The organism is Mycobacterium sp., assembly GCF_035506235.1.
Lineage (GTDB): Bacteria > Actinomycetota > Actinomycetes > Mycobacteriales > Mycobacteriaceae > Mycobacterium.
In genome coordinates, this window is record NZ_DATJPU010000111.1 from 1 (window position 1) to 25,378 (window position 25,378).

Here is a 25,378-nt window from a genome sequence, read left to right on the forward strand (position 1 = left end):
CCCGCCTCGAGCAGCAACCGCTCGAAGGCCGCCGCGGCCTGCGGGACGTTGGAGGCGTGCTTGACCATGACGACGTTGCCCGCCATCAGGTTCGGGGCCGCCACGCGCGCCAGCTGATAGAAGGGGAAGTTCCACGGCTGCACGCCCAGGATCACCCCGAGCGGTTGGCTGACGAGCATCGCGTTGTCGTTGACGCTGAGCGTGTTGATCCGCTCGGGCGCCAGGAACTTCTCGGCGTTGTCCGCGTAGTACGCGAAGATGTGCGCGCTCAGCGCCACCTCGCCCAGGGCCTCCTGGTACAGCTTGCCCATCTCCAGCGTCAGCAGGCGGGCGAACTCGTCGGGCCGCTCGGTGAGGACGGCGGCGGCGCGCTTGCACAGCGCGGCGCGCTCGGCGTAGGACGTCTGGCTCCAGGACTCAAAGGTCTTCTGTGCCTGGGCGAGAAGGTTCATCGCCTCCGCGTCGGTCAGGTCGTCGAAGGTGGCGACGACCTCGTTGTTGTACGGGTTGACAGTCCGGTATGCCATGGTTGTTCCTCCATTTTCTGGCACCCGCTCTTGGCCGGTGCTTTGGACGTTGTTGCCTAGCTCTGAAACATCGCTTGACGCAAGCGCTTACGCGCAGCTCCTTGCATGCGCGGTGCTGTAATCAGCATGCTGACCGGGTAGGGGCGTGTCGTTACGGCCACCGGCAAACGGGCATACCTGCCAGCAGGTGTCTTGGCCGGGCCCGCGAGGCTCTGACGAATCGTCAGAAATGTACTGGACTACAACGGCATTCAGTGCGCTTCGGACCGGGAGGTTGGCCCGAACGCCGACGAATTGGCGCTACCCGGTAGGCGGGTTTCCGGCTGGCATGAAGCTGTGCCTCGCCGCAGATGGAGACACTCGGGGAAGAAGGGTTCCGCCCGGCGTTGATCAGGGCGGGCAACCGCAGTTCGAGAGAAAGGTAGGTCAGCGAGATGAAGAATTTCATAATCGCGCTGTCGGCGGCCTGGCTCGCCGCGCCGGTTATTGCTCTGGCACAGCCGTTGCCGACGGCCGCGACGGCAAATCTTGCCGACTGTCCCCAGGGCTGGTACTGGGACAACTATCGGCAGAACTGCCTGCCGCCGGGCCTGCCGAAGGATCCACCGAACGGATGCCTTACCGGCGACGGCACGCACCTCAACGGCACCATCTGCGTCAACTGACCTTCGGGTGGGTACGGCGCAATGCTCTTCTGCACGTGCGACTTTCACTGATACGCTACGGCGCGGGCACTAGTCGCGACGCTCGCGTCATCGGGCCAGCCGTGGCAGTAACCTGTGCGCGTTCTCGGTCGTCAGCGCCTGCCAGCTGGCGGTGCCGGCTGGTCCGGGCATGTTCGTGAAGACGGCCGTGTGGAGCTCGGCGATCGGCGCTGGCGTCCACGGGTAATCGCTGCCGTAGAGGAGGCGGTCGCCCTCGACCAGGCTCAGCAGCGCGGGGATCTGGCGTGGGAACGCAGTGCCGGCCGTGTCGTAGTACAGCCGGCGCAGGAGCGTGATCGCGTCGGTCGCGCCGTCGTCGACGTGTCCGGCCAGCTTCATGAACCCGTTGACCCTGTCGGCGATCACCGGTAGCGCGCCGCCGCAGTGGGGAACGATCACCTGAACGCGAGGGTGGCGCTCGAAGGTACCGGCAAACAACAGGTCCGTGATGGTTCGCGCGGTGTCGAAGATGAACTCGATCATCGGGCGCGGTCGCCCGAGGGCGCTCTGCTGCCAGCACACCGGCGAGGTGGGATGGATCAAGACAACGGCGGCGCGGCGGTCGAGTTCTGCAAAGATGGGGTTCAGTCGCGAGTCACCGAGGTAGACGCCCTGAAAGTTGGTTTCGAGGATGATGCCGTCTGCGCCCAAAGAGTCGAAGGCGTAGTCGATTTCGGCCAGGGCGCTGTCGACGTCGGGCAACGGAAGGGTGGCGAACCAGCCGAAGCGGCGTGGATGCTCGCGCACGATGTCGGCGGCGAACTCGTTGAGCCGGCGCGCCAACAGCCGCGCCGCGTCGTCGTCACCGAAGTGGACACCTGGCGAAGAGACGGACAGCACCGCGGCGTCGATGCCGGAACCGTCCATCAGTTCCAGATGCGTAGCCGCCGACCACGTGGGCCAGGTCGGCATGCCATCGGGCAAGCGGTGTCCGGCGGCGCCGGCCTGGGCCGCGTACCAGTCGGTCACGAAGTGGGTGTGGACGTCGACGAAGCCGGGGTCTCGGGAGTCACTCATGCACGGTCCTCGGCTCGAGCCGCTCGCCTGAGCCGAGTTGTTGTCGCTGAGCTGCTGTACTCAGCTGTGGGGTCGCCTTTTCCGGCTCCCCGTGCTTGTAGCCCGGCCACGACCATGTCCGCGACGAACTCGGCATGCGCGCGCACCGCTTTGGGATCCAGCGGGTCCATCGGGTGGAGCATGCGTGCGAACGGCACCAGGCTGAAGGGCGCGGTGGCGCCGTGCGCGATCAAGAAGTGCAGGCTTCGCACGTCAACTTCGCGCAGCAGGCCGCGATCCACCAGCGGGTTCAACGGGGCCGTGAGCCGAGCGTGCAGCGGTGCGATGTGGGCCTCGTACAGGTACGTCAGCCGCGGGCCGGGGGCGGCTCCCTCCACGGCGACGAGCCGAAGGATTTCCGGGTGCCTGGCATGGACTTCCAGAAACCGCACCACCATGGCGTGCACCGCAACCAGGACGTCCGGCGCGCTCAACTCGTCCTCGGCGCGAAGTTCGTCGGCGAGCTGCCCGAACGCCCAGTCCACCGTGGAATGCCAGAGCGCCTCTTTCGACCCGAAGCGCCGATGCATCAGGTTGTGGCTCACCCCGAGCTCCCGGTTGAGCGCGCCGACCGACGCGCCGTCAAAACCCTTCTCCGAGAAAAGCTTTAATGCAGCCGAGTAGATCGCGGTGAGGGACGCGGGCGCCTCCGCCGCCGACGCCCGTCCCGTTGGCTTCCTGCCGGGCATGACGTAACGCTAACCCATATGTTGACAACCATCAACATCTGTGGTTGGTTGATGACCGTCAACATCGCCGGCGGGAGGCCGAGGAGTGCCCGGCCCATGACGACTTCCGGGAGTTCGTGATGCACGTTGCAACGATCGTCTTGTCGGCACTGCTGGCCGCGGAGCTTGCGGCGACGGGGGGCATGAAGGTCCTCGGAACCGGCACGGCGCGGGCGAACGCCCACACCTGGGCGTCAGTGCCCGGCTCAGCCGCCTGATCGGTGTCGCCGAACTGGCAGCGGCAGCCGGCCTGCTGGCGGGAATCATGCTCAAGCCGTTCGCCATCGTGACTGCCGTCGCCGTCGTCCTGTTGATGGTCGGGGCGATCGGCTACCACCTCAAGGCCCGCGACAAGGTCACCGCCCTGCTACCCGCGGTGATCACCGGCGTCGCTGCCGTCGCCCTGCTCTCCCTGACGGTGGCGGCCTGAGCCACACCCTGGGCGTCGCCAATCCTTCCCGGGACGCCTCCTGCCCGGTACAGCAAAGCCGATCACGCTGGTCGCAGACAGCGCTCACGGGGTCTACAATCCACGGTGTTCAGGCGCTCGGCCCGGTGAGGACGGTGATGCTGGATGCGCGGTCGCCGAGTTAACGGAGATTCAGCGGCGCCGTTGTGCGGGCGGCAAACCGAGTGTGCGGCGCTGGACGGGCTGCTGGAGCGGGTGCGTGGCGGCCGGAGCGCGGTGCTCGTCCTGCGCGGCGAGGCTGGGATCGGCAAGACGGCGCTGCTGCGGTACGTGGCCGATCGGGCGACCGGTTTCCAGGTGGCCCGGTGCATGGGCGTGGAGTCCGAGATGGAGCTGGCCTTCACCGGCCTGCACGACGTGTGCGCGCCGCAGCTGTCGCATGTCGATGCGCTGATCGAGCCGCAGCGTGAGGCGCTCGGGGTCGCGCTGGGATTGAAGTCGGGCGAGCCGCCGGAGCCGTTCCTGGTGGCCGTGGCCGCGTTGAACCTCTTCGCGGTGGCCGGCGAGGCGCGGCCGCTGCTGTGCGTGGTCGATGACGTGCAATGGCTGGACCACGCCAGCGCCCAGGTACTCGGGTTCGTGGCGCGGCGGCTGCTCGCCGAGCCGGTGGCGCTGGTGTTCGCTGCTCGGACGTCGGCCGGCGACGATTCCCTGGCGGGCCTGCCCGATCTGCGACTGTCGGGTCTGGCCGAGCCGTCGGCCCGGGCGCTGCTGGCGTCGGTGAGCACCGCGCTTCTGGACGAGAGCGTGCGCCACCGCATCATGGAGGAGGCGCACGGAAACCCCTTGGCGCTGTTGGAACTTGGCTCTGTCGATTTCGCGGGCGGGTTTGCGATGCCGGATGCCGTTGATGTCCCGCGGCGTATCCAGGATCAGTATTTGACGCGGCTGCGGGGCTTGCCGGAGCAAACTCAACGGCTGATGTTGGTCGCCGCCGCCGACCCGGTGGGGGACCCGGGCCTGCTGCAGCGCGCGGCGCACGTCTTGGGGCTCGACATCGAGGCGGCCGAGCCGGCCGCCGAGGCCGGGCTGTTGGATCTCGGTGCGGCGGTGAGGTTTCGGCATCCGTTGCTGCGCTCGGCGGTGTATCGGGGCGCCGATACCCAGGAGCGGCGGGCGGCCCATGCCGCGCTGGCCGAGGCGAGCGACCCGGGGCTGGATCCGGATCGGCAGGCCTGGCATCGGGCCTACGCGGCCGGAGCCGCCGATGAGGAGGTGGCCGCCGAGCTGATCGGGTCGGCCGGCCGCGCGGCGCGCCGGGGCGGTGTGGCCGCGGCGGCCGCGTTTTGGGAGCGCGCGGTGGCGTTGACTCCCGATCCGGCCCGGCGGGCCGAGCGCGCACTGGCCGCCGCCGAGGCAAAGTTCGCTGCCGGGAATCTCGTGGCCGCGCAAGACCTGTTGTCGGCCGCCGACGTTGGCGCGTTCGATGAGCTGGGCCGCGCACGGGTCGAGCTCATGCGCGCGCGAATCGCCTTCAAGCTCAACCGGGGCGCCGACGCCCCGGCACTGCTGCTGCACACGGCGCACCGGCTGCGGCCGCTCGATGACGACCTGACGCGGCAGACCCTTCTCGAAGCACTTCTGGCCGCCGTCTACGTCGGGCAGCTGGCGAGTGGGGGTGGCCTGAGGGAGGTGGCGCGAAGCGCCAAGGCCGCCCCCTTTGGACCCGATCCGCTGCCGCATCCCCAGCTGATGCTGCGCGGGCTTGCGGTGCGGGTGATCGACGGATATTCGGCAGCCGTACCGCTTCTCAAAGAGGCGCTGCGCCAGTATCTTTCGGATCCCGCGGAGCTCGACATGCTCTGCCACTCGTATACCTTCGTGGCCACCGACCTGTGGGACGGCGACGCCTGGCTCGAGATTGCCCGCCGGCAGATGCAGCTGGCCCGCCCGACCGGCACCCTGAGCCGAGTCGTCGAAGCCCTGAGCGTACTGGCATTGGTGAGCATCCATGAGGGTGACCTGACCCGAGCCGAAGCGCTGATAGCCGAGGAGGAGCACATCCAACTCGGCATCACCCAACCCCTCATCTCCTACAGCAAGGTGCTGCTGGCGGCGTGGCGCGGAGACCCGGAACGCGCATTGGACCTCATGAATCAGATGGCTGCCAGTGGGTCGGACAGGGGTGAGGGCCTGGCGTTGGTCGGCGTGGAATACGCCACGGCGGTGCTCTACAACGGCCTGGCCGACTATGAGCCGGCCTTGGAGGCGGCGCACCGCGCCAGCAGCGCGGACACGCTGGGCATACCGGACTGGGCGTTGTATGAGCTCGTCGAAGCCGCCGTCAAGAGCGGCCAGCCGAGTCATGGTTCCGCGGCGTGCGACCGGTTGTCGCAGATCGCGGAGGCCAGCGGTGCCGAGTGGGCCCGCGGCACGGCAACGCTGGCGCGGGCGCTGATGGCCGACGCCGGCGGCGCTGAGGAGGCCGACGACCTCTATCGCGAGGCGATCGAGTTGTTCGGCCGCACCCGAATGGCGTCCGCCCTGCCGCGCGCGCGGCTGTGCTATGGCGAGTGGCTGCGCAGCAATAACCGGGCGTCGGAGGCCAGCACTCAGCTGAGGGCCGCGTTCGACACCTTCACCGCGATGGGAGCCAAGGGTTTTGCGGAACGGGCCCGCCGTGAACTCGAGGCGAATGGAGAGAAGGTGCGCGCGTCCCGGCGGGACCCGAGCGCCGACCTGACGCCGCAGGAGCATCAGATCGCCCAGCTGGCGCGGACACGGCGAACCAACGCCGAGATCGGCGCGCTGGTATTCCTCGGCGTCCGCACCGTCGAATGGCATCTCCACAACATCTTCGCCAAGCTCGGCATCGGCGCGCGTTACGAGCTCGACGCCGCACTGAGCGGCCGCGAGCGCCAGACGACATCGGCTACATCGGACCCGTAACGCGTGGGCCGGCGACGCGGCGGGCGGCGTTACGATCCGCGTGTTCGGGCGCTTGGAGGACGGTGGTGCGGGTGGACGATCGTCATCGCGACGCGGCCCCTATGTCGCCGCTGTATGGGCGGCAAGCCGAGTGCGCGGCGCTGGACGGCCTGTTGCATCGGGTGCGGGGTGGTCGCAGCGCGGTGCTGGTCCTGCGCGGTGAGGCGGGCATCGGCAAGACCGCGCTGCTGCGCTACGTGACCGACCAGGCCGCCGGCTTCAGCGTGACGCGCTGCACGGGCGTTGAGTCCGAGATGGAGTTGGCCTTCGCCGGCCTGCACGATCTGTGCACGCCGATGCTGTCCGGCCGGGACGCGTTGATCGCGCCTCAGCGCGAGGCGCTCAACGTGGCGCTGGGTCTGGCGTCGGGGGAGCGCCCCGAGACCTTCCTGGTGGCGCTGGCCGCGCTGAACCTGTTGGCACAGGCCGCCGAGGAGCGCCCCCTGCTCTGCGTGGTCGACGACGTGCAGTGGCTTGATCAGGCCACCGCTGCCGTGCTCGGTTTTGTCGGGCGCAGGCTGCTGGCCGAGCGGGTGGGGGTGGTATTCGCCACCCGGACCGCCGGGCCCTCGAGTATGGCCTCCGCGGAGGACCCGCTGGCGGGTCTGCCCAATCTGCGGCTGTCCGGGCTCGCCGAGCAACCGGCCCGCGCGCTGCTGGCCTCGGTGACCACGGCGCGCGTCGACGAGAGCGTCCGACGGCGCCTCGTCGAAGAGGCCCACGGAAACCCCTTGGCACTAATGGAACTCGGCGCGGTGGACTTCGCCGGCGGCTTTGCGATGCCCGACAAGGCGAGCGTCCCACGCCGCATCCAAGACCAGTACCTGACGAGGCTGCGCCGGTTGCCGCGGCACGCCCAACGGCTGGTGCTGCTGGCGGCGGCCGACCCGGTCGGGGATCCGGCGCTGTTGCAGCGCGCCGCCGCGTCGCTGGGCCTGGACATCAGCGCGGCGGATGCGGCCGTGGATGCCGGCCTGCTGGACATGGGTGCGGGGGTGTGGTTCCGGCACCCGCTGCTGCGCTCGGCGGTGTACCAGGCCGCCCGCGTCGAGGAGCGTCGGGCGGCCCATGCCTCGCTCGCCGAAGCGACCGACCCGAAACTCGACCCCGACCGGCGGGCCTGGCATCGCGCCTGCGCGGCCGGTGCGGCCGACGAGGAAGTCGCCGCCGAGCTGATCGGGTCGGCCGACCGCGCCCAGCGCCGCGGCGGGATCGCCGCGGCCGCCGCCTTCTACGAACGGGCGGTGGCACTCACGCCCGACCCGAACCTGAGGGGCGAGCGAGCGCTGGTCGCGGCCGAAGCCAAGTACGCCGCCGGGGACTTCGTGGCGACCGAGAAGATGTTGGCCGCCGCCGACATCGGCGCACTCGACCCGGAGGGCCACGCGCGGCTGGAGCGGCTGCGGGCGCAGATCGAGTGCGGCCTGCAGGTCGTGTTCGTGCTCAACCGGGGTCGCGACGCCCCGACTCTCTTGCTGCAGGCGGCGGGGCGGCTGCAGCCGCTGAACGTCATCCTGGCGCTGGAGACCTTGCTGGAAGCGATGGTGGCCGGCCTGTACGCCGGGCGCCTCGCCGTCGACGGAGGCCTGACCGCCGTGGCGCGGGCCGTCGAGGCTCTGCCGCTGGGCGACGGGCCGCTGCCGCATCCGCTGCTGTTGATGCGCGGGCTGGCGGTGCGGGCGCTCGACGGCTACGTGGCCGCGGCCCCGATGCTCAGGGAAGCGCTGCGTCTGTACCGCGCCGAACCCCGAAAGATGGACGCCGTGTGCCACCCGTACTACTTCGTGGCCGCCGAACTCTGGGACGACGAGGCGTGTTTCGAGATCGCCAACGCCCAGGTCCAGCTGGCGCGCGCGAGCGGCACGCTGAGCTGGCTCCCGGTCTGCATCGGGTGGCTCTCCGGATTCCACGTCTGGGTCGGTGAGTTCGCCCAGGCCGAGGCCCTGATCTCCGAGCACGAAAGCATCGACCCCGGCATCAGCGAGCGCATCCTGGACTACGGTTCGGTGCTGCTGGCGGCCTGGCGGGGGGATACGGCGCGGGCGACCGAGTTGATGGACAAGATGGTCGCCAGCGCCTACCGCAGGGGCGAGGGCTGGGCACTGACCTATGTCGACTACGCCAGATCGGTGCTCTACAACGGTCTTTCGGACTTCGACCGGGCCGTCGAGGCGGCACACAACGCCGCCGGCGCCGACGACATCGCCCACTCGGGCTGGGCACTGAGCGAACTCGTGGAGGCTGCCGCGGGAAGCTGCCGGCCCGAGCGCGCCGCGGCGGCGTCCGAGCGGTTGTCCGCCGTCGCCGCGGCCAGCGGAACCGCCGGGGCCCGCGGCGCGGCGGCGCTCGCGCGGGCGCTCGTGACGGACGGAGACGCCGCGGAAAGCCATTACCGCGAAGCCATTCGGCTGCTCAGTGGCACCCGGATGGCGTCTCGCCTCGCGCGAGCGCGGCTCTGCTACGGGGAGTGGCTCCGCCGAGCGGACCGGTGCGCCGAGGCCGCCCCCGAGTTGCGCGTCGCGTTCGAGGCGTTTACGACGATGGGCGCCAAGGCCTTCGCCGAACGGGCCCGCCGCGAGCTGGAGGCCACCGGGAAGGAGGTGCGCGACGACCTGGGCGGCCCGGACGCCGACTTGACGCCGCAGGAACACCAGATCGCCCAGCTGGCCCGCACACGGCGCACCAACCCCGAGATCGGCGCCGAGCTGTACCTGAGCGCCCGCACCGTGGAGTGGCACTTGCGGAACGTCTTCGCCAAGCTGGGCATCCGCTCACGCCACGAACTCGACGCCGCCCTCAGCCGCCGGGGTAACCCGGCCACACCCGACGGATGACGCTCGCGGCTTGCTAAGCGGCTACCAGGGGGCGCACCTGGAGCCGGGCGGGGCTGCGGCCCAGGACGCGCCGCCACGGAATGTCCGCCGGGTCCTCCGCGAGTTGCAGTGTGGGACTGGCGGCCAGCACCGCCCGCAGGTACTCCTCCACCGCGAGTTTCGCGAGCGCGGTTCCAAGGCAGTAGTGGGCGCCCGCGCCGAAGGTCAGCACCCTGGGTGTTGGGCCATTGAACCGGTCGGGGTCGAATACGTCTGGGTCGTCCCACGCCGATGGGTCCCGGTTGGCGGCGGCGGTGCACAGGTAAAGGATCGAACCGGCCGGGATCACGGTGCCGTGCAGTTCGACGGGCTCGACGGTGGTGCGGGGGAGCACCGGGATGCTGGGCTCCAGGCGCATCGTTTCGGCGACCGCGTTGGCCAGGCGGGTGTGGTCGTGTTCCACCCCGGCGAGTCGGTCGCGATGCTGCAGAGCCACCAGGACGCTGCAAGGAATTTGGCTTCCGGTCGTGTCGTGCCCAGCGACAAGCAAATTGGCGATCATGGCCATGGTTTCGTCGCGATTCAAGCGGTCGCCGTCCAACTCCGCGGTCAATAACGCGCTGATGAGATCGGATCCCGGGTTCTGGCGCCGGCGCGTGATGAGCTCGTCGATGTAGCTGAGGAATTCGGTGATCGCTGCCGTCGCGGCCGTGATCTGCTCGGGCGCCATGACGTTGAAAACCGGGCTCAACGAATTTGCCCAGCATTCAAACACTTTCACGTCTTCGTCGGGGACGCCGAGCAGGCGGCAGGTGAGGCCGGTCGCGATTGTCGAACACGTGCCGATGAGATCGTCGCCCTCCCGGCCGACGGCGCCGACGGCTTCGGCGGCCATATCGGCGGCCGTCGCGCGCAGCCCCTCGACAGACTTCGGCGTAAAGGCATGGGACACCAGCTTGCGCATGCGGTGGTGGTATTCGCCCTCAGTCGTGATCATCAGGCGGCCGTACCAGTCACGTAGGGGGCCGTCGGTGATGCCCAGCAGATCGAACACCAGCAGCCCGATGCCTTGCAGCCGCGGGTCGCGCGAAAGGGCTTCGACGTCTTGCTGACGAAGCACTATGACCGCGCCGGTCAACGTGTCCGTTGCCAGGGGGCCTCGCCGCGCCGCGTCTCGCAGGACGCCGTGCATCTCACCGGTCACGCTCGTGAACAAGTCGAACGAGTGGCTCGCCGTCACACAATGCAGTATGGGCGCCCGAATGCCCGGATTCCACAAGTAGGAGAGCAAATCCTCGAGAAGGCGACCGGCGGGCAGAAAATTGCGATCAGGGGCTTTGCCCGACGACCGAAAGATAGATACTGACACCATGCCGCTCCCACGCCGGCGATCTTTTGGGTGGCGATCGACGGCCGCGCGCCTGCGGGTGTTGCTGACGCCGACGGCCCGTTTGGCGCCCGCGGTAGCGATCACCGTCGCGTTTGGTCTTTTGATCGTCGAGGGCGTGCTCGTGGTTCTCCTCAAGCAGGTCGATCCCCGCGCCCCGATTGGCATCCTCTACGCCGCCCTGATGGGTCTCGCACTGGTCGCCAACTTCTGGGCCGGTGTCGCGGCAGTCAACGCGGCCGCCGCCGACCGGCGGCGCGAGACGGAGTTGGCGGCCGAACTCGCTCACCTGATGCTGCGGGTGGGCGACCTGCGGTCCTCCGCCGACGTGGCGGCGCGAGAGCTCGCCATCGCTCTAAACCTGCGGTTCGCGCGGGTTGAGCTGGGCGCCGACACCAGGGCGGCCGGTGAACAGGGGCGCGGCGCCATCCCGTTGCGCGACGGCGACGAGGTGCTCGGCATCCTGAAGGTGCCTGACGATCTGCGCCGCCACACGCGCCAACGGCTGCTCCGGGTGGTGCCGACATTCGAAGCCCTACTCGCCGCCGCCCGGGAACGGGAAAACATTCACCGCAGACTGAACGAGAGCCGCGAAACGATAGAACGGTTCTTCGAGTTGTCCTCCGACTTGATGGTGATTTCCGACCAGGGCAACTTGCTCAGGGTCAACCCTGCCTTCGAACGGACTCTGGGGTACACGGCGAACGATCTGGCGCCGGCGCCATTCGACCTGGTCCCCACCGAGGACAGGGACCGGCTCCGCGAACCGATTAAGGAACTGACTGGTGGCCGTGGGCCCGTTCGCTTCGAAAACCGCGCCACCAGCCGCGACGGCTCACAGCGGTGGATCGAATGGAGCGTGGCGCCACACCAGGGGCTGTTCTATGCCGTCGGCCGCGACGTCACCGAGCAGCGCAGAGAACAGGAGCAATTGCGCCAAACCCAGATCATGCTCGAAGCCAGCCGAGACGCCCTCGTCACGCTCGCCGACCAGCAGACCGGACTGCGGCGAATCGCGACGCTGGTGGCCCAGGGCGTGAGCGCGGACGACGTGTTCTGCGCGGTCGCGGAGGAAATCGGCCGATGCTTGCACGTTGCCGGCGCCGCAGTGTCCCGCTATGACGACGACGGCATCGTCGTGCTCGCGCTGGCGCCCGTTCCCTCCGACGTCAAAGAAGCGGTGCCCCTGCGGGTGCGCTTTCCGCTCGAGGGCGACAACGTCGCGACACGGGTCGTCAACACCGGGCGTCCGGCGCGGATGGACAGCCACGACGACGCGACCGGCGCCATCGCCGACCTGATGCGGGAGCTGGGCGTTCGATCCATCGTCGCCGTTCCGATCGTCGTCGCTGACCGCGTGTGGGGCATGGTCAGCGCCGGCACGACCGGGAACGAACCGATGCCGACGGACATCGAGGCACGCATCGCGGATTTCACCGACCTGGTCGGGACCGCGATCGCGAGTGCCGCCGGGCGCGAGGAATTGCAGGCCAGCCGCGACACGCTGGGGGAACTCGCCGAGCATCAGGCCGGGCTGCGGCGGGTGGCAACGCTTGTCGCACACGGGGCCGGGCCTGTCGAGGTGTTCGAAGCCGTCTACTACGAGATGGCGCGCTGCGTGCACGCGACGAGCGCCGCACTGTGCCGCTACGAAGAAGACCGGACCGCCACCGTCCTCGCCGCCCGGCACGACCCGGGCATGCAGACCCTCGCCGTGGGCACCCCGGTGACGTTGGACGACGACCGCATCCTGGCGGCGGTGTGCAGCACCGGCCAGCCCGCGCGCGAAGACGATACGGAGGCGGGCGTCGGCACGGCACTCGGTGTTCCGGTTGTCGTCGACGGGCGGGTGTGGGGCGCGATCAGAGCCGCCTCCTCGGGATCCCACCTGCTGCCGTCCGACACCGAGACGCGCATCGCGGACTTCGCCGACCTGGTGGCGACCGCGGTCGCCAACACGGCCGCCCGCCAACAGCTCGACGCCAGCCGGGACCGCCTACGGCAGCTCGTACGCCAGCAGACGGGGTTGCGCAGGGTTGCGGAACTGGTCGCCCGCGAGGCCGATCCCACCGAGGTGTTCAACGCGGTGGCCGAGGAGATGGCCGGCTGTCTGGACGCCTACAACGCTACGGTGGCCCGCTTCGACGGCGATGACATCGTGATGGTGGCGCTGGGCCGCCCGGAGGTCGACCTGCCCAACCCGCCGGCGGTGGGTGAGCGGTACCCGGTGGACGGCGACCATGTCGCCGTGCTGGTTCGGCGCACCGGCCGCGCCGCGCGGATGGACAGCCACGAGGGCGCGGCGGGAGCGGCGGCAGCCCGGATCCGCGGCATCGGCATCCAATCCATGGTCGCGGCGCCGATCATGGTCGGCCGGGACATGTGGGGCGTGGCCGCCGTGGCGTCACGGACCGGCCCGCTGCCCGCGGACACCGAGGCGCGCATCGCCGACTTCGCCGACCTGGTGGCGACATCGATCGCCAACGCCGCCACCAGGGAGCAGCTGCAGGCCAGCCGCGACAACCTGCGCGACCTCGCCCGCCACCAGACGGCGCTGCGCCGGGTGGCCGAGCTGGTCGCGCGCGAGGCCGAGCCTCGCCAAGTATTCAAGGCGGTGGCCGAGGAGACGGCCGGCTGCCTAGACGTTCACAACGCGTCGGTCGGCCGGTTCGACGACGACGCCATCGTCATCGAGGCACTCGGGCACGCCGAGCCGGAACTGCCCAATCCGCCCGTCATCGGTGAGCGGTTCCCCCTCACCGGCGACCACATCGCTCCCGTCATCCGGCGCACCGGCCGGCTCGCCCGAATGGACAGCCACGACCAAGCGGCAGGCGCCTCGGCTGCCCGCATCCGCAACATCGGTGTGCGATGCATGGTTGGCGCGCCCATCGTCGTTGGGTCACACATGTGGGGCATCCTGGCCGTGGCGTCGCGGAACGACCCCCTACCGCCCGACACCGAGGCGCGCATGGCTGACTTCGCAGACTTGGTCGGCACCTCCCTTGCGAACGCCGCCACCCGGGCCGAACTGCAGGCCAGCCGCGACAGCCTGCGTCAGCTGGCCCAACAGCAGACGGCGTTGCGCCGGGTGGCCGAACTCGTGGCCCGCGAGGCGGAGCCCGCCGAGGTCTTCAATGCGGTGGCAGAGCAGCTGGGGGAATGCCTCGACGTCTACAACACGACCGTGATCCGTTTCGACGGTGATGACCTCGTCATGGAGGCCGTCGGGCGCGCGGAGGAATTGAACGCCAACACGCCGACGGCCGGCCAGCGTTTCTCGCTGGGCGGTGACCACGTCGCGCCGATGGTTTTGCGCACCGGCCGGCCCGCCCGCATGGACACGCACGAAGGCGCGGTCGGCTCGACGGCCGCGTTCATCCGCGAGCTGGGCATTCAATCGATGGTCGCGGTTCCCATCGTTGTCGGGGGACATGCCTGGGGTGCGGTCGGTGTTGCGTCGACGACGGGACCGCTGCCGCCCGACACCGAGCTGCGCATGGCGGACTTCGCAGATTTGGTGGGCACCTCAATTGCCAACGCCGCCACCAGATCCGAACTGCAGGCCAGCCGCGACAACTTGCGGGAGCTCGCGGACAACCTCAGCGTGCTGGCCAGGCAGCAAGCCGCGCTGCGACGGGTCGCGACCCTGGTCGCGCGCGGGGTCAGTCAGTCGGAGGTGTTCTCCGCGGTGGCCGAGGAGATGGCGGATTGCCTGGGTGTCGGCAACGCCGCCGTGAACCGCTACGAGGACGAGGGAGCGACGGTCGTCGTCGTCGCCTCCTACTCCGCACGGGGCATGCCGCGTCTTTCAGTCGGCGAACGCATCCCCACCGCGGGTGACAATATCTCCGGCGCGGTATTCCGCACGGGCAAGACGGTGCGAAAGGACGGCTACGAGGATGCCATGGGCACCCTCGCGGAACGCATTCGCGGGTTGGGTGTGCGGTCTTGCGTCGGTGCTCCGATCGTGGTGAACGAGCAGGTGTGGGGAGTGGCCCTCGCCGCCACCGATCGAGCCCACCCGCTGCCGCCGGATATCGAGTCACGAACAGCCGAGTTCGCGGAACTGGTTGCGACCGCGGTTGCGGCCGCAACCACCCGCGAGGAGTTGATCGCGTCGCGGGCCCGAATCGTGGCCGCCGCCGATGACGCCCGCCGCCGCCTCGAGCGCGACATTCACGACGGGGCCCAGCAACGGCTCGTCTCGCTCGGACTGAAGCTGCGTTTGGTCGAGGAGTCGGTGCCACCCGAGGCCGATGGCCTGAAACACGATCTCTCCGAAGCGGTTTCGGGTTTGACCGACGTATTCACCGAGCTGCAGGAAATCTCCCGCGGCATCCACCCGGCGATCCTGTCAACCGGCGGCCTGTCCGCGGCCTTCAAGACGCTGGCGCGTCGCTCGGCGGTGCCCGTTAGCCTCGACCTCGGGATCGGGCGCAGGTTGCCCGAATCCGTCGAGGTCGCCGCCTACTACGTGGTCGCCGAGGCGTTGGCCAACGCCGCCAAGCACGCCCGCGCCTCCGAGGTCATGGTGCGGGCCCACACCGCCGAGGAGAGCCTCCACCTCTTCATCTCCGACGACGGCATCGGCGGGGCTGACTCGACCAAGGGCTCCGGACTTATCGGGCTCAAGGACCGTATCGAGGTGCTCGGCGGCCGGATGCGTGTCGCGAGCCCGGCGGGGGAGGGGACGGTTTTCGACATCACCATCCCGTACCATGCCAACGGCCGATGAGTGTGGAGGCGGCGCGAAAACTACTGCCGAGCCGGCCGCGCTTCAATTGAAAAATCAAGGGATTGGCTGGTTTTCGCACGCTCGGTGTCTTGGTGGTGAGCAGTTCGTTCTCGGGGCTGAACGGTGTCATCTCGACGATGAAGTCACGCGGGAACCTCGTAAGATTGCAATCCGGCTTCGCCCGCGACGCTCCGCAGCGACTCAGCCAGCACCGACTTCATCGACGCCGCATCGCCGCCCGCACGCGCCACGGCGTCGTCGGTCGGGACCACAACGGCCAGAAGATGCGAACGAACGCTGCTTCCCTTGGGTGTGCCGGTGCTGCCGGAGGTGTAGATCAGCAACGCCAGCGGGTCTGCCGAGTCTGTCCGGCCGGCGCCGCGCACCGGGGCCGGCGGTGAGACGCGGCCGCGGTTAAGCACGCCGGCGAGCGTTTCGATGACAACCGCGCTGTCGGCCTCGATCAGCTTGGCCGCCGCGGTGTGGAAGGCGTCGCGCTGGTCGTCGTCTTGCGGGTGGTAGTCGAACACGATCAGCCGCTTCGGGGGCGGGCCGGCGAGCACCAGCTCGACGGCGTCGGGCAGGCATTCGATGCTCGACGCCAGCACGGCCGGTTGCGTCTCGGCGACGACGTGCTGCAGTTGGGCGGCCGGTACGCCGGTTTGCAGCGGAACCGCGACCGCGCGAAGCCGCATCAGCGCCAGATCAATGGTGGTGTAATCCGCGCTGGTGAAGCCGAGGACGGCCACCCGATCGCCGGGTTGCAGCCGATCGTGCGACAGGGCAAGGGCAACCGCGCCGGCGCTTTCCCACAACTGGCGGTAAGTGATGGTCTCGAAGCGGGGTAACAGCCGCAGCGAAGTGCGCCCGCTGCGCGGATCCGCGCCAAACTCGACCGCCCGTTGCCCCAGGGCCGGCCGATCCGCGTAGCCCTCCATCACCGTTTCCACGGTCTGCAGCAGCCCCAAGCGCGGGGTCTTCGATCGCGGCACTGATCGCCTCGTCGGGCCGGGCGGCCGCGAATTGCGGGTCGCGGGAGTAGAACTCGGCAATCCACGCCGCGAGCCGCTCTTCCGGAGCGCCTACCACTTGGGCACCAGGTCCCCGGGGATTCCGAGCGCGTCGGCCAGCAGCGGGTTGACCTTCTCGGGCGCTTGGACGTTGGCGAAATGGCCTTCGCCGCTCAAGACGTGCAGTGTGGCGCCCGGGATCCCCTTGGCGATTTCCTCGCCGCGGGCGACGGGCACGGTAGCGTCCTTGTCGCCGTGGATGATCGTTGTCGGCGCGGCGATCTCGCCGAGACGACCGCGGACGTCGAAGGCGAACGTGGTTTCGGCCTGGCTTTGGTAGCCCTCCTTGTCGCCGCCGGCGATCATGTCCACCATCCAGGCCCGCACGCCCCGATCGGCGCTCACGGTGAACGCCGCCCCCACTCGCTCCTCGGCGATCTCGCGGAGGGTATGCGACTTGATGTAGGTGCTCTGGTCGGCGACGGTGTGGGCCATCTCCTCGGGCAGGCCGGCGAACGAGGCCAGAACGACCAGCCGGCTCAGGTCGGTGGGATAGTCCAGCGCATATTGCAGCGCGATCGTCCCACCCATGCTACAGCCGACGACCGCGGGGCGGTGCAGGCCCAATTGGGTTACCACGGAATAGATGTCGGCCGCCATGTTGGCCGTGGTCCAGCCCGGGCGGGTCCAGCGCGTCTTGCCTCCGCCGCCGCGCACATCCACGGCCACCACTCGCCGGGCATGCGCGATCCAGCCGATCTGGCGTGACCAGTGGTGCCAGCTGCACCCGAGGCCGTGAATGAGCACGACGGGGTCATTCACCTCGGTGCGCAAGGCGTCCGAATGCAGGTCCAGTTCGACGAAGTGCACCAGCGTCCCGTCGGACGCCGCTACGAATCCCGATGGTTCCGATTTCGGCTTGTGCATAGCAGCTCCCCTGATGTGTGCGGCGTTGCGCGCTTTGCCGCGTCTTTCAGAATCGCCTGCCAGCGAACGACTTTCATTGCTGCTAGCCCGACGCGGGCCCCCCGGCCACCTGTAACCCGGAACGCGCGGCGCCCCTCACGCCCGGGTGAGGTGTTCGAGAGGACCCGTCGGCACGCCGTTGCGGATAGGGACGCAAGAGTCGGGGAATTCCTGGAGGATCTCGGCCCCGAGGGTGTCGAGTCCGTCAAGCAGCTCCGGCAGGTGCGACATCGCTCCCGTGGGAAGGTCGTGCACAACCACGACGCTCCAGGGCTGGGTGGCGACTTCGGACAGGCAGCGCTGCACCCAGGTGTCGGGCTGGTCCCAGTCGTGTGGCACGCAGCTCCATAGCACACAGGTGTATCTGTTTTTCTGAAGGTACTCGATCGCCGCTGGACTGAATAGGCGTCTGTCAAGAATTCCACCGCCGCCGGCGGGCCGAAAGAGCTTGTCCGCGTGGCCCAGTCCGCCAATGAGCTCCTGAGTATCACCGATTTCGCGGGCGGCCACCTCGGCGTCGTCCTGATCGCCGAACTGAATCGAATGGGTCAGGGTGTGGTTGCCGATCCAATGCCCCTCGGCGACAGCATGTTCCGCCAACGCGCGCGCCCCGGGTTGCATCAGTTGCTGCCCGACCACGAAGAAGGTGGACCGAATGCCGTAGGCGTTCAGCACATCGAGCACCTCGCTCGTGGTGGCACTGGGGCCGTTGTCGAAGCTGAGAGTGACTCGCATCGCTATCCGTTCCCGGCTCCGCGGGCGCGCAGCCCGGCAACGACCAGGTCGGCGACGAACTCGGCGTGCGCGCGCACCGCTTTGGGATCCAGCGGGCCCGTCGGGTCGAGCATGCGGGCGAACGGCACCAGGCTGAACGGCGCGGTGGCGCCGTGCGCGATCAAGAAGTGCAGGCTTCGCACATCGACCTCGCTCAGCACCCCTTGGTCGACCAGGGGCTTCAAGGGGGCGGTCAACCGGGCATGCAGCGGCGCGATATGGGCTTCGTACAGATACGTCAGCCGCGGGCTGTGGGCGGCTCCTTCCACGGCGACGAGGCGAAGGATCTCCGGGTGTTTGGCATGCACCTCCAGGAAGCGCAGCACCATGGCCCGCACGGCGGCCAGGGCGTCCGGCGCGGCCAGCCCGTCATATTCGCTTAGTTCGTCCGCGATCTGGCCGAAAGCCCAGTCCACAGTGGCATACCAAAGCGCCTCCTTGGATCCGAAGCGCCGATGCACCAGGTTATGGCTGCCCCCGAGTTCGCGGTTGAGCGAGCCGACGGACGTGCCGTCGAATCCCTTCTCCGAGAACACCCGTAGTGCCGCCGAGAAAATGTCAGTGAGGGAGGCGGGTGCCTCCGCGGCGGGCGGGCGGCCCGGCCGCTTGTTGCCAGTCACGCCTCCACCGTAGCGCACATGTTGACAACCATCAACATATGTGGTTGATTGTCATCAACATCCCGGAGCCGAACGAAGGAGTTCCCGCGCTATGACCGCTGCGATCCATCCCAGCGGTGTGGATCACCTGGCCATTGCCACCCGCGACATGAAAAGCCAGATCGCTTTCTTCACTGATGTTTTGGGTTGCCCGCTGCGCGCGCTGTACCGGATGCACGGGGCGGAAGGGGTCTGGCACGCCTTCGTCGAACTCAACCCGTCGTGCTACATCGCGTTCGTGTTTCACCCTGGCAACCCGGACGCCCGGGAACTAGGCATCACTCACGCGGCCGATCCCACCGGCCCGGTTGCCTCAGGCGCCATGCAGCACGTGGCGCTGCACGTCGGCAGCTTCGACGAATTGCTGGCGATGCGTGACCGCATTCGTAGTCGCGAAGTCCCCGCCATCGGTCCGATCGACCACGGCTTCTGCCAGTCTCTGTATCTCGCCGGGCCCGAAGGGCTCCTGTTGGAGTTGGCCACCGGCGCGGCGATCGATCCGCGCGCCTGGATCGACCCCGAGGTGGTCGAGATCAACGGCATCAGCGCCGGAGAGCTCGAAAAATACTGCAATCCAGCGCCTTTCAGTCGGCAGGAGACAACAGCGGTTCCTCAGCCGGCATACGATCCGGCCAAGCCGCACATTCCCTACCCCGACGAGGTTTATCAACAGATTCTGGCCACTGCCGACGACGTGGTGTGGAAGATGGCCAGCCAACCCGACCCGCCGGTCCGACTCGACTAGCGCGCGACACCCAGGAGTCACCCGATGCACATTGCCACTGTCATGTTGTCCGTTCTGCTGGCCGCGTTGTTCGCGGTCACCGGGATCATGAAGATCCTCGACTCGGCCACCGCACGCAGCAATGCCGAACATCTAGGGATCAGTCCCCGGCTCAGCCACCTCATCGGTATCGCCGAAATCTTCGCCGCGGTGGGTCTGCTGGCCGGAATCGTGGTCAAGCCGCTCACCATCGTGACGGCCACGGCAGTGTGCCTGCTGATGGTCGGCGCCCTCGGCGCCCACCTCAGGGCTCGGGACAAAGCCGCCGCCCTTCCGGCGATGATCACCGGACTGGCGGCCATCGCCCTGCTGCCGCTCGCCCTGGTCCGGTAGACATGTTGCGGCCACTCGTGGCCCAGCCGTTTACCGATCCACGATCGCGACATGTCGCCTTCCGCGAAGGGCATTCCAGGTTCCAAGACCAATGCCCGTCCGGCTACCCGGCGTCACTTTGTGATTGTCGGTATTCCGCACGGCTCGACGGGTGTAAGCGTGTTGCGGCTCAACGTATTCGGTTCATTTGCGGTCGACACCCGGGGTCAGCCGAGCCACCCCGCGCAGGATCCACGGTGTCCGCCTCGCCACGACCTCCACGGCGTGGTCCGACCGGCGCATCGCGGTGCGAGGGCCGGGGGTAGGCATTGACGCCAGTGCAGCCTCAGCCGTTCCCGCCCGCGCACCGCGCCGGTCGACCGCCAGCAGTTGCCAAGTGCCGGGCACGCCTCGCAGCTCCACGCTGCCGCGGTCGTCAAACCCCGTGCCCGAGCCGATGACAAGGTCACGCACGGTGCGTGAGACGAGGATTTCGCCGGCGCCGGCCTGCTCGAGGATCCGCGCGGCGACATGTACCGCCATTCCGGCTATGTCCCCGTCGAGCAGTTCGCACTCGCCCGTGTGGATGCCGCAGCGGATTCGGATGCCCAGTGTCTCGGCGTCAACGCGCAACGCCTCGGCGCAGCGGATGGCCTGCGTCGGGCCGTCGAACGTGGCGAGGTGGCCGTCACCGGTGCTCTTGACGACGGTGCCGTCGAACCGCTGGGTGAGTTCGCGCATGACCTCATCGAAGCGCTGCAGGACCGCACGCCACTGTTCGTCGCCCGCCGCCGCGGCGTGCTGTGTCGAGGCGACCATGTCGGTGAACAACACGGTGCGCAGGGCGCGACGTGACCGTGGCGGCGCTGCATGGCTGCCGGTGAGGAACTCCTCGATCGCCGTCGTGGTCCGTTCGGGCTCGGTGAACCACGGCGCATGGTCCACGCCCCCGACCTCGAGCAGCTGCGCCCCGGAGATGTGGTCGGCGAGGTATCGGCCATCCTGCACGGGAACCCCGGGGTCTCCGCGGGCGTGGATGATGAGCGTTGGGACGGCGAGGGTCGGCAGGATCGGCCGCACGTCGATGCCGAACGACGCTTCGACGGTCGCCCGTGCCATTCCCGGGCTCGCGCACATCCGCTCCATCATTCCGAGCTGGCGAATTGACCGAACCGACGGCACCAGACACTTGACCGCTCTACCGTCGCCCCAATCCGAGCGCGCAGCGTCGCCGAATTCCTGCCAGCGTTCGATCTGCTGCGTCGACGGCGTGTACTTCTCACCCAGCTCGTGGAGGATACGCGCCCGGACTTCAGCCGGGCTGCGATCTAGGTCGTCCCATTCGATACCGCCCAAGTAGGCGTACGTGCCATGAAGGATCAACGCCCGGGTTCGCTCCGGTCGGCGTGCCGCCCAGACGATCGCGGCCGGGCCGCCCTCGCTCAAAGCGAGGAGGGCGGCCTTTTCGAAGCCAACGGCGTCCATGACGGCCCCAATTTCTGCCGCTCGATCGTCCACCGAGCGAACCTTCGGGACCGGGTCGGACAAACCGACCCCGGCCTTATCGAACATCGCGACGCGGCAGAAGGTGCCGAGACGCTCGAAGAACGCCTTGTATTCGGGCAGCGTCCAGAACAGCTCGACGTGGCTGACGAACGGCGGGATGAAGACGAGCTCGATGGGCCCGTCGCCGAACACTTGATACGCAAGGCTCAAATCGCCGCAGGGTGCGTACGACGTTTCCGCCACCGGATGAGCGTACTGCTGCCGGGCGGTAGCCGTCACCACATCTCCGGCATCGCGCGCGGGCATACGACGCCGCCAATTCCGTCGCCGCGCGATATCCCGAGTTCAAAAAAGCAACGGTGGGGGCTTTGCTGAACGTACGAACGATACATACTGAACAGATGTCGCCCAGGCGTCGGCGCCCTTCCCGCACGTCAAAGGTTGCGCCCCTAACCGCGTTGGTTTGGCCCCGGGCACTTCCGGCGCCCGGGTTTTCGCTCACCCTCGCGGCTGGGTTTCTGATGGTCGAGGCCGTGCTGGTCGTTCTCCTCAAGCAAGTGGAACCCGAGGACCCGATCGGCATTGTCTACGCGGTTCTGATGTGCGTGGCCCTGGTGGGCAACTTCGTGGCCGGCGTGGCGGCCACCGCCGCCCGCGACCGCGAGAAAGTCGCCAACACCGCGACGGGCGAGCAACTGGAGGCCAGCCAGGAGCGTCTGCGTGCCAGCCGCGATCGCCTGCGTCAGCTCGCCCGGCATCAGACCGCGTTGCGCCGGGTGGCGGAACTGGTCGCCCGCGAGGCGGAGCCCGCCGAGGTGTTCAACGCGGTGGCCGAGGAGATGGCCAATATCCTGGACGTCTACAACGCGACGGTCGGTCGCTATGAAGGCGACGACATCGTCATTGCGGCGCTCGGGCGTCCGGAGACTGACCTGCCGAATCCGCCGGTGGTCGGTGAGCGGTTCCCGCTGGACGGCGACCACGCCGCTGCGATCGTTCGGCGCACCGGGCGGCCCGCTCGGATCGACAGCCACGAGCACGCGGCGGGTGCTTCGGCCGCACGTCTCCGCGAGATGGGCGTGAAATCCATGGTCGCCGTACCGATCACGGTCGGGGAACAGCTTTGGGGCGTGGCCGCGGTGGCCTCCCGGGGGGACCCCCTGCCGGCCGATACCGAGGTGGGCATCGCCGACTTCGCCGATCTCGTGGCGACCGCGATCGCCAATGCGGCGGCCCGTGAACAGCTGAATTCCAGCCGCGACAGCTTGCGCGAGCTCGCCCGACACCAGACGGCGTTGCGCCACGTCGCGGAACTCGTTGCGCGCGAAGCGGAGCCGGGGGACGTGTTCAACGCGGTGGCGCAAGAGATGGCAGACTGCTTGGACATCTTCAACGCGCTGGTTATCCGCTACGAAGATGACGCGATGGCCGTCGAGGCGGTTGCTCGACTGGACCCCGACATGCCGAACAAGCCGGCGGTCGGGGAGCGGTTCCCCATGGAGGGCGACCACGTTGTCGGGATGGTTCGAAGCACCGGCCGTCCAGCAAGGATGGACACCTTCGAGGATGCGACCGGTTCGGCGACTGCCCGTGCGCGCGAGGTCGGTGCGCAAGCCGCGGTCGGTGTCCCCATCGTCGTCGGCGCACACCTGTGGGGGGCTGTTGTCGTGCTTTCGCGCACCGGTCCATTGCCCGCAGACACCGAGGGGCGCATCGCGGACTTCGCCGATCTGGTGGGGACCTCAATCGCCAACGCCGCCACCAGGTTTGCACTCCAGACCAGCCGGGACGGCCTGAGCGAGCTGGCTCGACGGCAGTCGGCATTGCGCCGGGTGGCAGAACTGGTCGCGCGTGAGGCGCAGCCTGCCGAAGTGTTCCACGCGGTCGCGGAGGAGATGGCCGGCATCCTCGATGTCGACAACGCGACCGTGGTCCGCTACGAGGCCGATGCGACGATCGTCGAGGCCATCGCGCGCGCTGACCCCGAGATGCCGAACCTTCCGGTGGTGGGGGAGCGGTTCGTGATGGACGGGGACAACATCGCGGCGATGGTTCGGCAGGAGGGTCGGCCGGCGCGAATCGATGGCTACGAGAACGCTTCGGGCACATGGGCCGCACGCATCCGTGAAGGCGGACTGGAATCCGTCGTTGGTGTCCCCATCGTTGTCGGCTCACATCTATGGGGCGTGCTTGCGGTCGCGTCGCGGGCGAACCCCCTGCCGCCTGAGACCGAAGGGCGCATGGCCGATTTCGCCGACCTGGTGGCCACCTCGATCGCGAACGCCGTAACCCGAGCCGAACTGCAGACCAGCCGCGACAGCCTGAGCCAGCTCGCTCGCCAGCAAACGGCGCTGCGTCGGGTGGCGGAACTGGTTGCGCGCGAGGCGGAGCCCGCGACTGTGTTCAACGCGGTGGCCGAGGAGATGGCCGGCTGTCTAGATGCCTTCAACGCAACAGTGATCCGCTTCGAGGGGGATTCCCTCGTCATCGAGGCCATCGGAAGCGTCGAGCAAGACCTGCCGACTCCACCGCCCGTGGGCACGCGGTTACCCATGGCGGGCGACCACGTGGCCCCGATGATCCAGCGCACCGGCCGGCCGGCTCGCATGGACAGCCACGAGCACGCGGCCGGGGAGACGGCCGCGCTGATCCGAGCACTCGGCATCCAATCCCTGGTCGGCGTGCCCATTTTCGTCGGGGGCCACGTCTGGGGCTCGGCCGGCGTGGCGTCGCGAACCGGTCCGCTGCCGCCCGACACCGAAGCGCGCATGGCCGATTTCGCCGACCTGGTGGGAACCTCGATCGCTAACGCTGCCACCAGATCCGAGTTGCAGGCGAGTCGCGACAGCCTGCGTGAGCTCGCCGACAACCTCAGCGTGCTGGCCAGGCAGCAAGCCGCGTTGCGGCGTGTTGCCACCCTGGTCGCGCGCGGGGTCAGCCAGTCGGAGGTGTTCTCGGCGGTAGCCGAGGAGATGGCCGGTTGTCTGGACGTGGGCAGCGCCGAGGTGCTCCGTTTCGAGGACGACGGTGCCTACATCGTCGTCGTCGCTTCGCACGGGGCACGCGGGGTGCCGCACCTGGTGGTCGGTGAACGCCTCTCCACCGAGGGCGACGACGTCTCTGCCATGGTGTTACGCACCCGAAGTGCGGCGCGGATGGACAGCTGGGAGGGCGCCACGGGCTCGATCGCCGAGCGCGTTCGCGAATTGGGTTTCCGGTCGCGCATCGGGGCCCCCATCGTGGTGGACGAGCGGTTATGGGGAATAGCCGTTGTCGCCGCCGGCCAAGCCGACCCCCTGCCGCCGGATACCGAGGGACGCATCGCCGAGTTCGCCGAGCTGGTCGCGTCCGCGATCGCAGCCGCCACCACCCGCGAGGAGCTGATCGCCTCGCGCGCACGGATCGTCGCCGCCGCCGACGACGCCCGCCGTCGGCTGGAACGCGACATTCACGACGGGGCCCAGCAGCGTCTGGTCTCGCTGGGACTAAAGCTTCGCATCGCCGAGGACTTGGTGCCACCGGACTGCGCTGACCTGAAAAATGAACTGTCGCAGTCTGTTTCGGGATTGACTGAAGTGTTCCAGGAGCTTCAGGAGATCGCGCGCGGCATTCACCCGGCAATCCTCTCGACAGGGGGGCTGGCCGCCGGGTTCAAGACGCTGGCCCGGCGGTCGTCCGTCCCAGTCAGCCTGGACGTCGCCATCGAGCACCCGTTACCCGACTCCGTGGAGGTCGCTGCCTACTACGTCGTCGCCGAGGCACTCACCAACGCCGCCAAGCACGCTCAGGCCTCCGAGGTGAAGGTGTTGGCTTACACGACCGACGAAGACCTGGTCCTGCTCATCTCGGACGACGGAATCGGTGGGGCCAACTCGCGCAAGGGCTCCGGGCTCATCGGCCTCAAGGACCGCATCGAAGTGCTGGGCGGGCGGATGCGGGTCGCCAGTCCCCCCGGAGGCGGGACCACGTTCGACATCACTATCCCGAACAGCACCGTCGGCCGATGAGCGTGGACGC

General features: G+C 68.6%; 18 protein-coding genes. 9 read left to right on the plus strand and 9 right to left on the minus strand.

The window, feature by feature from the left end:
• Positions 1-527, minus strand: a 527-nt coding sequence (locus VMD50_RS10230) for an aldehyde dehydrogenase family protein (RefSeq protein ID WP_325427400.1), incomplete at its 3' end; no start/stop codon positions are given.
• A gap of 434 nt (positions 528-961) precedes the next feature.
• On the opposite strand from VMD50_RS10230, the gene VMD50_RS10235 reads away from it, so the two are divergent.
• Entirely contained in the window at positions 962-1,192 is a 231-nt protein-coding gene (locus VMD50_RS10235) for a hypothetical protein (protein WP_325427402.1), read from the plus strand.
• Positions 1,193-1,279: 87 nt separating this feature from the next.
• Here the strand turns inward: VMD50_RS10235 and VMD50_RS10240 are convergent, their stop codons facing one another.
• A complete protein-coding gene (locus VMD50_RS10240; RefSeq protein WP_325427404.1) occupies positions 1,280-2,248 on the minus strand; it encodes an amidohydrolase family protein in 969 nt (322 codons plus the stop codon).
• Positions 2,245-2,976 carry a TetR/AcrR family transcriptional regulator gene (locus tag VMD50_RS10245; protein ID WP_325427407.1) on the minus strand — a complete coding sequence of 244 codons (732 nt, stop codon included), beginning with the start codon at positions 2,974-2,976 and terminating at the stop codon, positions 2,245-2,247. Before VMD50_RS10245 ends, VMD50_RS10240 begins: the two co-directional genes overlap by 4 nt.
• Positions 2,977-3,020: 44 nt before the next feature.
• Here VMD50_RS10245 and VMD50_RS10250 point away from each other — a divergent pair, with 44 nt between their 5' ends.
• From VMD50_RS10250 to VMD50_RS10265, 4 genes are all read left to right on the plus strand, one after another.
• A complete protein-coding gene (locus VMD50_RS10250; protein ID WP_325427409.1) occupies positions 3,021-3,233 on the plus strand; it encodes a hypothetical protein in 213 nt (70 codons plus the stop codon).
• Between the two features lie 14 nt (positions 3,234-3,247).
• Complete coding sequence (locus tag VMD50_RS10255) at positions 3,248-3,445, plus strand: hypothetical protein (RefSeq protein WP_325427455.1); 198 nt, start codon at positions 3,248-3,250, stop codon at positions 3,443-3,445.
• Between the two features lie 144 nt (positions 3,446-3,589).
• The gene (locus VMD50_RS10260) at positions 3,590-6,373 is read left to right on the plus strand and encodes an AAA family ATPase (protein WP_325427411.1); all 2,784 of its coding nucleotides are present in this window, start codon (positions 3,590-3,592) and stop codon (positions 6,371-6,373) included.
• Positions 6,374-6,444: 71 nt separating this feature from the next.
• Complete coding sequence (locus tag VMD50_RS10265) at positions 6,445-9,246, plus strand: AAA family ATPase (protein WP_325427413.1); 2,802 nt, start codon at positions 6,445-6,447, stop codon at positions 9,244-9,246.
• 13 nt (positions 9,247-9,259) lie between these two features.
• On the opposite strand, the gene VMD50_RS10270 is transcribed toward VMD50_RS10265, so the two are convergent.
• Positions 9,260-10,465, minus strand: coding sequence for a cytochrome P450 (locus VMD50_RS10270; RefSeq protein ID WP_325427415.1), 1,206 nt, complete (start codon positions 10,463-10,465; stop codon positions 9,260-9,262).
• Between the two features lie 130 nt (positions 10,466-10,595).
• Between VMD50_RS10270 and VMD50_RS10275 the strand changes: the two genes are divergently transcribed.
• Positions 10,596-15,350, plus strand: a complete 4,755-nt coding sequence (locus tag VMD50_RS10275; protein WP_325427417.1) for a GAF domain-containing protein — start codon at positions 10,596-10,598, stop codon at positions 15,348-15,350.
• Positions 15,351-15,493: 143 nt separating this feature from the next.
• Here VMD50_RS10275 and VMD50_RS10280 read toward each other — a convergent pair whose 3' ends face one another.
• The 4 genes from VMD50_RS10280 to VMD50_RS10295 all read right to left on the minus strand — a co-directional run bounded on the left by VMD50_RS10280 (position 15,494) and on the right by VMD50_RS10295 (position 18,720).
• Positions 15,494-16,342: an AMP-binding protein gene (locus tag VMD50_RS10280; protein WP_325427419.1), complete on the minus strand. Its 849-nt coding sequence runs from the start codon at positions 16,340-16,342 to the stop codon at positions 15,494-15,496.
• A gap of 90 nt (positions 16,343-16,432) precedes the next feature.
• Complete coding sequence (locus VMD50_RS10285) at positions 16,433-17,287, minus strand: alpha/beta fold hydrolase (protein WP_325427421.1); 855 nt, start codon at positions 17,285-17,287, stop codon at positions 16,433-16,435.
• A 135-nt stretch (positions 17,288-17,422) separates the two neighbouring features.
• On the minus strand, positions 17,423-18,061 hold the full coding sequence (locus tag VMD50_RS10290; protein WP_325427423.1) for a polysaccharide deacetylase family protein: 639 nt from the start codon (positions 18,059-18,061) through the stop codon (positions 17,423-17,425).
• Between the two features lie 2 nt (positions 18,062-18,063).
• Positions 18,064-18,720, minus strand: a complete 657-nt coding sequence (locus VMD50_RS10295; protein ID WP_325427425.1) for a TetR/AcrR family transcriptional regulator — start codon at positions 18,718-18,720, stop codon at positions 18,064-18,066.
• Between the two features lie 91 nt (positions 18,721-18,811).
• On the opposite strand from VMD50_RS10295, the gene VMD50_RS10300 reads away from it, so the two are divergent.
• Entirely contained in the window at positions 18,812-19,504 is a 693-nt protein-coding gene (locus VMD50_RS10300) for a VOC family protein (RefSeq protein ID WP_325427427.1), read from the plus strand.
• A 24-nt stretch (positions 19,505-19,528) separates the two neighbouring features.
• The gene (locus VMD50_RS10305; RefSeq protein WP_325427429.1) at positions 19,529-19,876 is read left to right on the plus strand and encodes a DoxX family protein; all 348 of its coding nucleotides are present in this window, start codon (positions 19,529-19,531) and stop codon (positions 19,874-19,876) included.
• A gap of 183 nt (positions 19,877-20,059) precedes the next feature.
• On the opposite strand, the gene VMD50_RS10310 is transcribed toward VMD50_RS10305, so the two are convergent.
• Positions 20,060-21,604, minus strand: coding sequence for an adenylate/guanylate cyclase domain-containing protein (locus VMD50_RS10310; protein WP_325427431.1), 1,545 nt, complete (start codon positions 21,602-21,604; stop codon positions 20,060-20,062).
• Between the two features lie 290 nt (positions 21,605-21,894).
• Between VMD50_RS10310 and VMD50_RS10315 the strand changes: the two genes are divergently transcribed.
• Positions 21,895-25,368 (plus strand): GAF domain-containing protein, encoded by a 3,474-nt coding sequence (locus tag VMD50_RS10315; protein WP_325427433.1) that lies wholly within the window; start codon positions 21,895-21,897, stop codon positions 25,366-25,368.
• Positions 25,369-25,378: the final 10 nt, after the last annotated feature.